Origin of the sequence: Pseudomonas abietaniphila (assembly GCF_900100795.1) — a bacterium.
In the GTDB taxonomy this organism is placed as follows: Bacteria; Pseudomonadota; Gammaproteobacteria; order Pseudomonadales; family Pseudomonadaceae; genus Aquipseudomonas; species Aquipseudomonas abietaniphila.
Map to the genome: position 1 here is coordinate 183,490 of NZ_FNCO01000012.1, position 12,095 is coordinate 195,584.

General features: G+C 58.7%; 11 protein-coding genes. 8 read left to right on the top strand and 3 right to left on the bottom strand.

The genetic code is table 11. The features are described from left to right. Positions 1 to 499: 499 nt before the first annotated feature. Together BLS87_RS22280 and ygfZ are read right to left on the bottom strand one after the other, a co-directional pair. A complete protein-coding gene (locus BLS87_RS22280; protein WP_074755695.1) occupies positions 500 to 1,321 on the bottom strand; it encodes an HDOD domain-containing protein in 822 nt (273 codons plus the stop codon). 102 nt (positions 1,322 to 1,423) lie between these two features. Beyond that, positions 1,424 to 2,365 (bottom strand): CAF17-like 4Fe-4S cluster assembly/insertion protein YgfZ, encoded by a 942-nt coding sequence (gene ygfZ, locus BLS87_RS22285; RefSeq protein WP_074755697.1) that lies wholly within the window; start codon positions 2,363 to 2,365, stop codon positions 1,424 to 1,426. A 164-nt stretch (positions 2,366 to 2,529) separates the two neighbouring features. On the opposite strand from ygfZ, the gene BLS87_RS22290 reads away from it, so the two are divergent. Together BLS87_RS22290 and BLS87_RS22295 are read left to right on the top strand one after the other, a co-directional pair. Beyond that, on the top strand, positions 2,530 to 2,784 hold the full coding sequence (locus BLS87_RS22290; protein WP_062388232.1) for an FAD assembly factor SdhE: 255 nt from the start codon (positions 2,530 to 2,532) through the stop codon (positions 2,782 to 2,784). Continuing rightward, complete coding sequence (locus BLS87_RS22295) at positions 2,768 to 3,235, top strand: protein YgfX (RefSeq protein ID WP_074755699.1); 468 nt, start codon at positions 2,768 to 2,770, stop codon at positions 3,233 to 3,235. Before BLS87_RS22290 ends, BLS87_RS22295 begins: the two co-directional genes overlap by 17 nt. Here the strand turns inward: BLS87_RS22295 and nadB are convergent. Next, positions 3,204 to 4,820 (bottom strand): L-aspartate oxidase, encoded by a 1,617-nt coding sequence (nadB, locus tag BLS87_RS22300; RefSeq protein ID WP_074755701.1) that lies wholly within the window; start codon positions 4,818 to 4,820, stop codon positions 3,204 to 3,206. The genes BLS87_RS22295 and nadB overlap by 32 nt on opposite strands. A 498-nt stretch (positions 4,821 to 5,318) precedes the next feature. Between nadB and rpoE the strand changes: the two genes are divergently transcribed. From rpoE to lepB, 6 genes are all read left to right on the top strand, one after another. Then, a complete protein-coding gene (gene rpoE, locus BLS87_RS22305) occupies positions 5,319 to 5,900 on the top strand; it encodes an RNA polymerase sigma factor RpoE/AlgU (protein WP_037014368.1) in 582 nt (193 codons plus the stop codon). A gap of 33 nt (positions 5,901 to 5,933) precedes the next feature. Next, the gene (locus BLS87_RS22310; RefSeq protein WP_074755703.1) at positions 5,934 to 6,524 is read left to right on the top strand and encodes an anti sigma-E factor RseA C-terminal domain-containing protein; all 591 of its coding nucleotides are present in this window, start codon (positions 5,934 to 5,936) and stop codon (positions 6,522 to 6,524) included. Between the two features lie 8 nt (positions 6,525 to 6,532). Continuing rightward, the gene (locus BLS87_RS22315; protein ID WP_074755705.1) at positions 6,533 to 7,495 is read left to right on the top strand and encodes a MucB/RseB C-terminal domain-containing protein; all 963 of its coding nucleotides are present in this window, start codon (positions 6,533 to 6,535) and stop codon (positions 7,493 to 7,495) included. Positions 7,496 to 7,843: 348 nt separating this feature from the next. Further along, a complete protein-coding gene (locus BLS87_RS22320; protein ID WP_425262246.1) occupies positions 7,844 to 9,244 on the top strand; it encodes a DegQ family serine endoprotease in 1,401 nt (466 codons plus the stop codon). A 170-nt stretch (positions 9,245 to 9,414) separates the two neighbouring features. Continuing rightward, on the top strand, positions 9,415 to 11,211 hold the full coding sequence (lepA, locus tag BLS87_RS22325) for a translation elongation factor 4 (protein WP_074755709.1): 1,797 nt from the start codon (positions 9,415 to 9,417) through the stop codon (positions 11,209 to 11,211). A 9-nt stretch (positions 11,212 to 11,220) separates the two neighbouring features. Then, positions 11,221 to 12,075 carry a signal peptidase I gene (gene lepB / locus BLS87_RS22330; RefSeq protein ID WP_074755711.1) on the top strand — a complete coding sequence of 285 codons (855 nt, stop codon included), beginning with the start codon at positions 11,221 to 11,223 and terminating at the stop codon, positions 12,073 to 12,075. Positions 12,076 to 12,095: the final 20 nt, after the last annotated feature.

Here is a 12,095-nt window from a genome sequence, read left to right on the forward strand (position 1 = left end):
TCGCGAATGCGGTGGGGCAGCGACATCATCGGTGAATGACCCCCCCTTCGCTGCCCTCGTAACCTCGGACGTCTCCCACAGGTATTGCGTTGTACCCATGCTTCGTCGCAGCGCATCAAACAGCTAGGAGTTTTCTGAAGAGACCGTATAAACCGAGACCTGCCACGCACCCTGTGGGAGCTGCTGGAGGTTACGACAGTGGCGAATGCGGTGGGGCAACGACATCATCGGTGAATGACACCCCTTCGCTGCCCTCGTAACCTCGGACGTCTCCCACAGGTATTGCGTTGTACCCATGCTTCGTCGCAGCGCATCAAACAGCTAGGAGTTCTCTGAAGAGACCGCATAAACCGGGACCTGCCGCGCACCCTGTGGGAGCTGCTGGAGGTTACGACAGTGGCGAATGCGGTGGAGCAGCGACATCATCGGTGAATGACACACCCCGTCCGGACAGGTCAGCGCGCGACAGTTGTTTTGGGGCGATCACGGCAGCGTCGAGTCAATACAGCAACGTCATCGCTTCATTCATTTGGTTGATCAACGCGCCGTCGGCCATGTTCAGCCCCAACTGGCTGACGGCAGGCATCCCCAGAACGTCCAGATTCGGGTAAGGCCGTCCGGTCGCTTCATGAACATGCACGGTGGCGACCTGCACCAGGTCGACGTAGTCGGCCTGGGTGGAAACCCGCGTAAAGTTCTGGAACTGCCTGGGCACGATCGCCAGTGCTTCCGGAAAATCCCACGAGCGCAGCAATCGTTCGCCGATGATCGGGTGAATGCGTTCGATCACATGGTTCAGGCTCACAGCGTCGGCCAGCAATTCAAAGTTGTCTTCGGCGTAGGTCAGGATCGGCAGCACGCCAATCAGATGAATCAGCCCGGCCAGCGTGGCCTTGTCGGCCTTCAAATGAGCGCGCTTCAAGCTGAGCACGCTGCTGACACCGGCAACTTGCAGGCTCAGTTTCCAGATGTCACGCATCTTGGACTCGACCACACCGGACTTGGCGTGAAACATCTGCTCGACCACCAGGCCGATGGCCAGGTTGCAGCTGTAATTCACACCCAGGCGGCGAACCGCGGTGAGTACATCACTGACTTCGAAGTTGGGCCGCAGCAACGGGCTGTTCACCACCTTGATCAGGCGGGCGGAGAGGGCGGTATCACTGCCAATCACTTTACTGAGAGCCGCGATGGTGATTTCCGAATCTTCCGCGGCCAGGCGAATTTTCATTGCCACCTCAGGAAGCGTCGGCAGAAACAAGGCGTCTCTGTCGATTGCCTTGATCAGGTCCCTCTGCACCTCGTCAGCCATGCTGCTCATATCAGATCTCTGGATAGTGCATTTCGGCCAACGCCCCCGGCCACATCCTGGCTGGAGCGCAGACAACTACGCTGACGTGCGGCTCGTTGATTCAAGCGAGGGTTAACGCTGTGTTTCAAGCTTGGCATCCAGTGTGTAAGGCAGTTCGGTCAACAGCAAAACCAGGCCATCCGCAGCGCCGAGACGAATATTGCCGTCTTCAACGGCGTCGGCCTGCAGAACCGCCAACACCTCGACGGTGGCGCCAGCACGCGCTGCAATCACCACGTTGCCTACCGAACTGGCGTGGACTGGCGAAAACAATTCGACGCCCGGCTCGGGCACATTGCTGCCTTCCAGTGTCAGGCGATACAGGCGACGTTTGAGTTTGCCCAGGTACTGCATTCGCGCGACGATTTCCTGCCCGGTGTAGCAGCCTTTCTTAAAGCTGACGCCGCCGACGGCTTGCAGGTTGATCATCTGTGGGATGAACGCTTCTCGGGTCTGGCCGAAGACTTGGCCGATGCCAGCACGAATCTGGCCCAGCAGCCAGTCGTTCAACGTGCCTTCCGGCAACTGTGCCGCCAGGCGGGTGCGGATCTCCTCCGCCTGATCGGCGCGAACCCACACCTCTGCGCGAGCAGGGGAAACGCGAATCGCGATCAGATCATTGGCACGGACGACCGCATCAGTCTCTTGTGGCAGGTCCAGACCGAGGGTGACCAGTGCGCCGTCACCGTCGTTGAGGCCAAAACGCACCCATGACGCGCTTTCGTCGGTCAGCCGGGATTTGGAAAACACCGCGTATTTTTTCAGGTCCAGCAACTGGGCTTCGATCAGCTCACTGGCCATGGCCAGCAGCACGCCGTCGCCTTCCAGCAGGATGCGGAAGCTGGATTGCATACGGCCTTTCTGGGTGCAACGTGCACCGAGCGTGGCCTTGGCATCGCTCAGGTAATCCAGGTTGCAGGTCAGCTGGCCTTGAAGGAATTTGCTGGCGTCCACGCCGCGAACGGCCAGTACACCTTCGTGAGAGAGTGGGCAGAAAAAAGCTGAATCGGCCATGAGTCATCGCGTGGGTAGAAGTCTGGGGCACCATCATAGTGCCGTGTCTCGCTTATGGGTATATGCAAGTCGGGTAAAGACCCTTGCAAAAACCTGCGACTAACTGCGGGTACGCCCCAACAGTGCGGCCCTGTATACTCGCCGGCAAATTTGAGGAGCGCCCCATGGTCGAAGATGTTGAACTCAATCGCCTCTTTTGGCACAGCCGCCGCGGCATGCTCGAGCTGGATGTGTTGCTGGTGCCGTTTGTCAGAGAAGTCTATCCCTCGCTAAACGACGTGGACCGCGCACTGTATGTGCGTCTGCTGACCTGTGAGGATCAGGACATGTTTGGCTGGTTCATGCAGCGCGGTGAGTCCGAAGACCCCGAACTGCAGCGTATGGTTCGAATGATCCTGGACCGTGTCCAGCCGAAATGATCGTTTCGAATGCCGTTGGCAGCGCTCTCGGGCCCTGTTGACGGCGTATCTCGGTGCCCAGTCGCTGGCGCTGGTCGCGGTTTTCCTGCTTGATCTTTCCTTGTGGGCCAAAACGGTCGCCGTCCTGCTGTGTGTGCTGCATGGTCTGCAGTATCTACGTCGATCGATTTTGCTGAGTGACGAACACGCCTACACCGGCTTGCGCCGAGACAGCTCGGGCTGGCAGGTGTGGAGCGAGCGCGCGGGATGGCAACCGGTGCAATTGCGTCCGGACAGCATGGCGCTGCCGCGTCTCGTTGTGCTTCGGTTTCGCGTGATGAAAGGGCACTGGCTGGCGCGCTGGTGGATCAGAAGCGTCTGCATTCCGGCGGACGCCATGGCGCCGGATCTGCACCGGCGCCTGCGTCTGCGGTTGAAGTTCAGCCGCAATAGGTGGGCGGCGCCAGAATAGTATCGAGCGCCTCGGGCAGCATGTCCGGATAGTCCAGCGTGTAATGCAGTCCCCGGCTCTCTTTACGCGCCATCGCGGAAGCGATCATCAACTCTGCCACCTGAGCCAGGTTGCGCAACTCGATCAGGTCGCGGCTGACTTTATAGTTGCTGTAGAACTCGTCGATCTCGTCCAGCAGCAAGCGAACCCGGTGTTGCGCGCGTTGCAGACGCTTGTTGGTTCGCACAATGCCGACGTAGTCCCACATGAACCGCCGCAACTCGTCCCAGTTGTGCGCAATGATCACGTCTTCGTCCGAATCAGTGACCTGGCTGGCGTCCCAGAACGGCAAATCGTGAGGCTGAGCGATGTCCGGCAACTGCGTAATAATGTCGTTCGCCGCGGAACGGGCGTAGACAAAGCATTCCAGCAGCGAGTTGCTGGCCATGCGGTTGGCGCCGTGCAGGCCGGTAAAGCTGGTCTCGCCAATGGCATACAGCCCCGGCACGTCAGTGCGACCGTGTTGATCGACGAGCACACCGCCGCAGGTGTAATGCGCAGCGGGAACCACCGGAATGGCTTGGCGCGTGATGTCGATGCCGAACGTCAGGCAGCGTTCATAGACGGTCGGAAAGTGCGTTTTGATGAAGTCCGCAGGTTTATGGCTGATGTCCAGATAGACGCAGTCGACGCCCAGACGCTTCATTTCATGGTCGATGGCCCGGGCAACGATGTCCCGGGGTGCGAGCTCCGCACGCGAGTCGAAGCGCTCCATGAACCGCTCGCCATTGGGCAGCTTTAAATAGGCGCCTTCGCCGCGCAGGGCCTCGGTGACCAGAAAGCTCTTGGCCTGTGGGTGATACAGGCAAGTGGGGTGAAACTGGTTGAACTCCAGATTGCCGACCCGGCAACCCGAGCGCCAGGCCATCGCAATGCCGTCGCCGCACGCGCCGTCGGGGTTACTGGTATAGAGGTAGACCTTGGCCGCGCCGCCAGACGCCAGAATCGTGAAGCGTGCGCTGTGGGTGTCCACTTCGCCGGTCGAGCGATCCAGCACGTAAGCGCCCAGGCATCGCTGTCCTTCAAGGCCCAGCCGACGTTCAGTGATCAGGTCCACGGCGACACGCTGCTCAAGCAGTTCGATGTTCGGGCGCGCCTTGGCCTGGGCGAGCAAGGTACGAAAAATCGCGGCGCCCGTGGCGTCAGCGGCGTGGATGATCCGCCGATGGCTGTGGCCGCCTTCACGGGTCAGGTGAAATTCGAATCCGCCGTCTTCGACGGTCGAATCATCGTCGCGGGTAAAGGGCACGCCCATGTCTATGAGCCATTGAATGGCTTCACGGCTGTGCTCGACCGTGAAGCGCACGGCGTCTTCATTGCACAGTCCGCCGCCGGCGTTCAGGGTGTCTTCAACATGCGACTGAACCGTGTCGGCATTGTCCAGAACAGCGGCGACGCCACCCTGCGCCCAAAAGGTCGAGCCGTTGGCGAGGTCGCCTTTGCTCAGGACCGCGATGCGCAAATCACCCGGCAATGTCAGCGCCAGACTCAATCCGGCAGCGCCGCTGCCGATCACCAGTACGTCGTGTTGAAAATGTCGACTCATGACTTATTCCGGCTTCTAAGTGGCCACTAGTATGTAAAGGGTGAGAACGGCACAATAGCTGCGATTTTATGGCAATTGTGAATCACAGCGGGGGGCGGATTGTGCGCTACTCCGCGACATCGTGCATACCGTCTGGCAGGCAAATTCAATGGCGAGGCAAAGCTCGAATTGGATCCTACAAACACCATGATGTGTGTCTTACGCTCTAGAGCGAAATGTGGGAACTTTTCATAAACCCCCACGTTCAATAGAAGGTTGCCGATAAAGGGACAGCGTCGGTGTGGCGCGTAGATGGCTTGGACATCTGCGCAAGCGCTTCCGACGACAAGATTATTCACGCAGCCGACCTGGTTCGAGCTGCGTTTTTCGTGCGGGCTACCGACGCTCGCCGGAAACTTGCTTGAAGGGGGGAGAACTTTTGCGAAAAGCCCGAGTCTATGTTTGCAAGCCTGTGAAGCAGCCTCTGCGACACTCCTTTGAGCTCTATGAGGAGTGTTCATGCTAACCCAGGAAGAGGATCAGCAACTGGTCGAACGCGTACAGCGCGGCGACAAGCGAGCCTTTGATCTGCTAGTGGTGAAATATCAGCACAAAATTCTTGGGTTGATCGTGAGATTCGTCCACGACACCCATGAAGCCCAGGATGTCGCGCAAGAGGCTTTTATCAAGGCTTACCGTGCGCTTGGGAACTTCCGCGGCGACAGTGCGTTTTATACGTGGCTGTACCGCATCGCCATTAACACGGCGAAAAACTATCTGGTGTCGCGAGGTCGGCGGCCGCCGGACAGCGATGTCAGATCTGAAGACGCGGAGTTCTACGACGGCGATCATGGCCTCAAGGACATCGAGTCGCCGGAGCGTGCATTGTTGAGGGATGAGATCGAAGGCACCGTCCATCGGACCATCCAGCTACTGCCAGAAGATTTGCGTACAGCTCTAACTTTGCGTGAGTTTGACGGTCTGAGTTACGAAGACATTGCGAGCGTTATGCAATGTCCGGTTGGTACCGTGCGCTCTCGCATTTTTCGCGCTCGGGAAGCCATTGATAAAGCCCTGCAGCCTTTGTTGCAGGAAACCTGAGACAGCGGCGACAGCCATATGAGAGGAACCGCCATGAGTCGTGAAGCCCTGCAGGAATCGCTGTCCGCGGTGATGGATAACGAAGCGGACGAATTGGAATTACGTCGAGTGCTCAATGCAATCGACGATGCGGATACACGTGCCACATGGTCGCGTTATCAAATTGCTCGTGCAGCAATGCATAAAGAACTGCTGATGCCTCATCTGGACATCTCGGCTGCCGTATCCGCCGCGATCGCCGACGAAATCAGCCCGCTGAAGGCCGGTCGTGGTCCTTGGCGCACGCTGGGTCGTCTGGCTGTAGCGGCTTCGGTCACCGTGGCTGTTCTGGCAGGCGTTCGCTTGTATAACCAGGACGAGATCGCTGGCGCCCAGTTGGCTCAGCAGTCGGCGCAACCTGCCAACGTTGCCATGCCTCAGGTAAAAGGTCCGGCGGTTCTGGCCGGTTACACTGAAAGCGAGCAGGCCCCAGGCCCGATGGCCAGTGGCGTCATGCAGAATCAGGCTGGCTGGCACGATCAGCGTCTGCCGGGTTACCTGCGTCAACATGCTCAACAAGCTGCGTTGAAAGGCACTGAAAGCGCTCTGCCGTACGCACGCGCCGCCAGCCTGGAAAACCGTTAAGGAGGATCATGCGCGCCATCCCTCTAGTGCCGCTTCTGCTTGGTGGATGGCTGGTCCTTCCAGTTCATGCCGATGACGCGCAAGACCAGCTCAAGCGTCTTGCGCAGGCAGAACAGCAGCAAAGCTTCCAGGGCACTTTCGTCTATGAACGCAATGGAAGCTTTTCCACTCACCGAATCTGGCACCGGGTTGCTGACGGTAAGGTTCGTGAGCATCTTCTTCAGCTTGATGGCTCCGCCCAGGAAGTACTGCGCGTCGATGGGGTGACCCAGTGCGTCAGCGGTACCTTGGAGGCGGGCGTCTCCAATATCCCCGATTCTCCGGCCCATGCCTTCGACGCGGCGAAACTGTCTGCGTGGTACGACATGAAAGTCGGAGGTAATTCGCGGGTGGCCGGTCGGCCTGCGGTGGTCGTGACGCTGACGCCTCGCGATCAGCATCGTTACGGCATCGAGCTGCATCTGGACAGTCAGACCGGTTTGCCGCTCAAGTCATTGCTGCTGAGCGACAAAGGCCAGCTGCTTGAGCGCTTCCAGTTCACCGAACTCGACACCGACGCTCCGACTGATCAGATGTTGCAGCCGAGTGCCGATTGCAAGCCGGTTAAGGTCGTCAAGGCCAAGGCTGATGCGCAGAAGCAACAGGTCGCCTGGCGTTCAGACTGGTTGCCGCCAGGATTCGAGCTGAGCAGCGCCGCTGCCCGCAAGGATCCCGATTCCAAGGCGCTGGTGACCAGTCTCATGTATGACGACGGTCTGGCCCGCTTCTCGGTGTTCATCGAGCCTGTCAGCGGCGCCGCTGTGACTGACATCCGCACGCAGTTAGGTCCCACCGTTGCAGTGTCCCGTCGTTTGACGACCCCCAAGGGTGACGCCATGGTAACGGTGGTCGGTGAAATCCCGATCGGTACTGCCGAGCGGATCGCGCTGTCCATGCGCAACGACGCAGCGCCTGCCGCGACCAAGAAGTAACCTGACGAAACGGTAAACGCCCACTATGAAAAAGGTTTCATATTGGGCGTTTCATGCCATAAGCCCAGTATTTTCGGGCTCGGGACGAGAGGCTGAAATGTTTGGTCAGCTTTGCAGGTTGCAATCACATTCTTTTTTTTCTATAGGTCACAGCTTCGCGGCTCTGGCCTTTTGTTGTTTTCAGCTTTCAGAAAGCTGATTGAGAGTAAAACTGGCCGAGAGCCGCGCGCCGAGCAAGACTGCAATGTGCAGATGCTCCTCGAACCTGTCGGTTCGTACCGCTTAACCATGCTCGTTGTGAACGGGAGCCGTATGTCGATACCACGCTTGAAAACCTATCTGTCCTGGATGGCCGCCGTGCTGATGCTCGGTCAGGTCCTTACTGCGCAGGCCGAGGCCTTGCCGGACTTCACATCGCTGGTGGAGCAGGCTTCGCCTGCCGTTGTGAACATCAGTACTCGCCAGAAACTGCCGGATCGTTCGGTGGCTCAAGGGCAAGCGCCCGACCTCGAAGGTCTGCCACCGATGTTGCGTGAATTTCTGGAGCGCAGCATGCCGCCGGGGTCGCGTCCGCCAGGATCGGGCAAGGGCGACCGCCAGCGTGAAGCGCAATCGCTGGGTTCGGGTTTCATCATCTCCCCAGATGGTTTCATCCTGACCAACAACCATGTGATCGACGGGGCTGACGAAATCCTCGTGCGCCTGTCCGATCGCAGTGAAATGAAAGCCAAGCTGATCGGCACCGACCCGCGGACCGACGTGGCGGTTCTGAAAATCGATGGCAAGGATCTTCCTACCGTCAAGCTGGGCAACTCCGACAAGCTGAAAGTCGGCGAGTGGGTTCTGGCGATCGGTTCTCCGTTCGGGTTTGATCACTCGGTGACCAAAGGCATCGTCAGCGCCAAGGGCCGCAGCCTGCCAAACGACACCTACGTGCCGTTCATCCAGACTGACGTGGCCATCAACCCGGGCAACTCCGGTGGTCCGCTGTTCAACATGGCCGGTGAAGTCGTGGGTATCAACTCGCAGATCTTCACCCGTTCCGGCGGTTTCATGGGCCTGTCATTCGCGATTCCGATCGACGTGGCCATGGACGTTGCCAATCAGCTCAAAGCCAACGGCAAGGTCAATCGCGGCTGGCTGGGTGTCGTGATCCAGGAAGTGAACAAGGATCTGGCCGAGTCGTTTGGTCTGGACAAACCGGCCGGTGCGCTGGTGGCGCAGGTTCTGGACGATGGTCCGGCAGCCAAAGGCGGTCTGCAGGTCGGTGACGTGATTCTCAGCGCCAACGGAACGCCAATCGTCATGTCGGCAGACTTGCCACACCTGATCGGCAACCTGAAGGACGGCAGCAAGGCCGAGCTCGAAGTCATTCGCGACGGCAAGCGCCAGAAGCTGACCGTGACCGTGGGGGCTCTGCCAGCTGAAGGCGAAGAGATGGGCGCGGCTGATTCGGGCGTGGAGCGCAACAGCAACCGCTTGGGCGTTTCGGTGACTGACCTGACCCCAGAGCAGATGAAGTCGCTGGATCTCAAGGGCGGCGTTGTGATCAAGGACGTGCAGGACGGTCCGGCTTCGCTGATCGGTCTGCAAACCGGCGACGTGATCACTCACCTGAATAATCAGGCCATCACCTCGGCCAAGCAGTTCACTGAGGTGGCTAAAGGCCTGCCGAAGAACCGCTCGGTTTCGATGCGGGTTCTGCGTCAGGGTCGTGCGACGTTCATCACCTTCAAACTGGCGGAATAATCAGCCATGACGGGAAAAGGAGCGGCACGTCCGCTCCTTTTTTTGTGCCCGGCGGCCTTGTGGCTCCCGGGCGTCGCGTGTGAACGTGACGCCCAAGCCTTCCTTCAGGTACAATTCCCGGCTATTTTTCGGCGGGCAGTCTGCCTGCAACCTTTTTCGAGTGTTGATCCGTGAGTGATTTGAGTCATATCCGCAATTTCTCCATCATCGCCCACATTGACCATGGCAAGTCGACGCTGGCTGACCGTTTCATTCAGATGTGCGGCGGCTTGTCCGAGCGCGAAATGGAAGCTCAGGTGCTTGATTCCATGGACCTGGAGCGTGAGCGCGGGATCACGATCAAGGCCCACAGCGTCACCCTTTATTACAAGGCGAAGGACGGCATCACCTACCAGCTGAACTTCATTGACACCCCGGGCCATGTCGACTTCACCTATGAAGTCAGTCGCTCGCTGGCCGCCTGCGAAGGCGCGCTGCTGGTGGTCGATGCGGGTCAGGGCGTGGAAGCGCAGTCCGTAGCCAACTGCTACACCGCCATCGAACAGGGCCTGGAAGTCATGCCGGTCCTGAACAAGATGGACCTGCCGCAGGCCGATCCGGACCGCGTCAAGGAAGAGATCGAGAAGATCATCGGCATCGATGCCACCGACGCCGTCGCCTGCAGCGCCAAGAGCGGTATGGGCGTGGACGAAGTGCTGGAGCGTCTGGTCAAGACCATTCCCGCGCCGACCGGCAACATCGAAGACCCGCTGCAAGCGTTGATCATCGACTCCTGGTTCGACAACTACCTGGGTGTTGTTTCCCTCGTCCGCGTGCGTCACGGGCGCGTCAAGAAGGGCGACAAGATCCTCGTCAAGTCCACCGGCAAGATTCACTTGGTCGACAGCGTCGGCGTGTTCAACCCCAAGCACACCGCTACCGTTGACCTGAAGGCTGGCGAAGTAGGCTTTATCATCGCGGGCATCAAGGACATTCATGGTGCGCCGGTCGGTGACACCCTGACCCTGAGCACCACGCCTGACGTCGAAGTGCTGCCCGGCTTCAAACGCATTCAGCCGCAGGTCTACGCCGGTCTGTTCCCGGTCAGCTCCGACGACTTCGAAGATTTCCGCGAAGCGTTGCAGAAGCTCACCCTCAACGACTCGTCTCTGCAGTACACCCCGGAAAGCTCCGACGCACTGGGCTTCGGCTTCCGTTGCGGCTTCCTCGGCATGCTGCACATGGAGATCATCCAGGAGCGCCTGGAGCGCGAGTACGACCTGGACCTGATCACCACGGCGCCAACCGTAATCTTCGAGCTGTTGCTCAAGACCGGTGAAACCATTTACGTCGACAACCCGTCGAAGCTGCCGGACCTCTCCAGTATCGAGGACATGCGTGAGCCGATCGTGCGGGCGAACATCCTTGTGCCTCAGGAGCACCTGGGTAACGTCATTACGCTGTGCATCGAAAAACGCGGTATTCAGCACGACATGCTGTTCCTCGGCACGCAGGTTCAAGTGACCTACGATCTGCCGATGAACGAGGTGGTTCTGGACTTCTTCGATCGCCTGAAGTCGACCAGCCGCGGTTATGCGTCGCTGGACTACCATTTTGATCGTTACCAGTCGGCGAACCTGGTCAAGCTGGATGTGCTGATCAACGGCGACAAGGTCGACGCACTGGCGTTGATCGTGCACCGTGACAACGCGGCTTACAAAGGCCGTGCGTTGACTGAAAAGATGAAAGAACTGATTCCTCGTCAGATGTTCGACGTGGCAATCCAGGCTGCCATCGGTGGCCAGATTATCGCGCGTACAACCGTCAAGGCGCTCAGAAAGAACGTACTGGCCAAATGTTACGGCGGCGACGTCAGCCGTAAGCGCAAACTGCTTGAAAAGCAGAAGGCCGGTAAGAAACGCATGAAGCAGGTCGGCAACGTGGAAATTCCACAAGAAGCCTTCCTTGCAGTGCTCAGGTTGGAATAGTCAGGCCCTATGTCACTAAATTTCCCGCTGTTGTTGGTCATCGCCGTGTTTGTTTGCGGCCTGCTGGCCTTGTTCGATCTGATCATACTGGCGCCGCGTCGGCGGACTGCGATAGCGAATTATCAGGGCAGCGTGAGCCAGCCGGATGTCGCTGTCGTTGAACAGCTGAACAAGGAACCGTTGCTGGTTGAATACGGCAAGTCGTTCTTTCCCGTGTTGTTCATCGTGCTGGTGTTGCGCTCGTTTCTCGTCGAGCCGTTCCAGATTCCTTCGGGCTCGATGAAACCGACGCTGGATGTGGGCGATTTCATTCTGGTCAACAAGTTCTCCTACGGTATTCGTCTGCCGGTGATTGACATGAAAGTCATCCCGGTGAGCGATCCGGCGCGGGGCGACGTGATGGTCTTTCGCTACCCGAGCGACCCGAGTGTCAACTACATCAAGCGTGTGGTAGGTCTGCCAGGGGACGTCATTCGCTACACCAATGACAAGCAACTGTTCGTCAATGGACAGATGGTGGCCAAGCAGTTGATCGGTTCCGAGCCCGGTACGTTGGGCAGCGCCGAGTTGTACGAAGAGAAGCTGGGTGAAGTTCAGCATCAGATCCGTCTGGAAATGAGCCGCTACCGCGCGCCGCCGGATCACGAGTGGACGGTTCCGGCCGGTCATTACTTCATGATGGGTGATAACCGCGACAACTCCAACGACAGCCGTTACTGGGATGACCCCAATATTCCCAAAGACGAGCTGGGCATGGTTCCCGACAAGAACATCGTCGGCAAGGCCTTCGCTGTGTGGATGAGCTGGCCTGAGCCTAAGCTCAGTCACTTCCCGAACTTCTCGCGAGTCGGGCTGATCAAGTAATCGATGCGGCGCTGTCTGAC

Excerpts from the sequence above, each read along its gene's own strand:
- BLS87_RS22280 (WP_074755695.1), bottom strand. The coding sequence starts at position 1,321 with ATGAGCAGCATGGCTGACGAGGTGCAGAGGGACCTGATCAAGGCAATC.
- ygfZ (WP_074755697.1), bottom strand. The coding sequence starts at position 2,365 with ATGGCCGATTCAGCTTTTTTCTGCCCACTCTCTCACGAAGGTGTACTG.
- BLS87_RS22290 (WP_062388232.1), top strand. The coding sequence starts at position 2,530 with ATGGTCGAAGATGTTGAACTCAATCGCCTCTTTTGGCACAGCCGCCGC.
- nadB (WP_074755701.1), bottom strand. The coding sequence starts at position 4,820 with ATGAGTCGACATTTTCAACACGACGTACTGGTGATCGGCAGCGGCGCT.
- rpoE (WP_037014368.1), top strand. The coding sequence starts at position 5,319 with ATGCTAACCCAGGAAGAGGATCAGCAACTGGTCGAACGCGTACAGCGC.
- BLS87_RS22310 (WP_074755703.1), top strand. The coding sequence starts at position 5,934 with ATGAGTCGTGAAGCCCTGCAGGAATCGCTGTCCGCGGTGATGGATAAC.
- BLS87_RS22315 (WP_074755705.1), top strand. The coding sequence starts at position 6,533 with ATGCGCGCCATCCCTCTAGTGCCGCTTCTGCTTGGTGGATGGCTGGTC.
- BLS87_RS22320 (WP_425262246.1), top strand. The coding sequence starts at position 7,844 with ATGGCCGCCGTGCTGATGCTCGGTCAGGTCCTTACTGCGCAGGCCGAG.
- lepB (WP_074755711.1), top strand. The coding sequence starts at position 11,221 with ATGTCACTAAATTTCCCGCTGTTGTTGGTCATCGCCGTGTTTGTTTGC.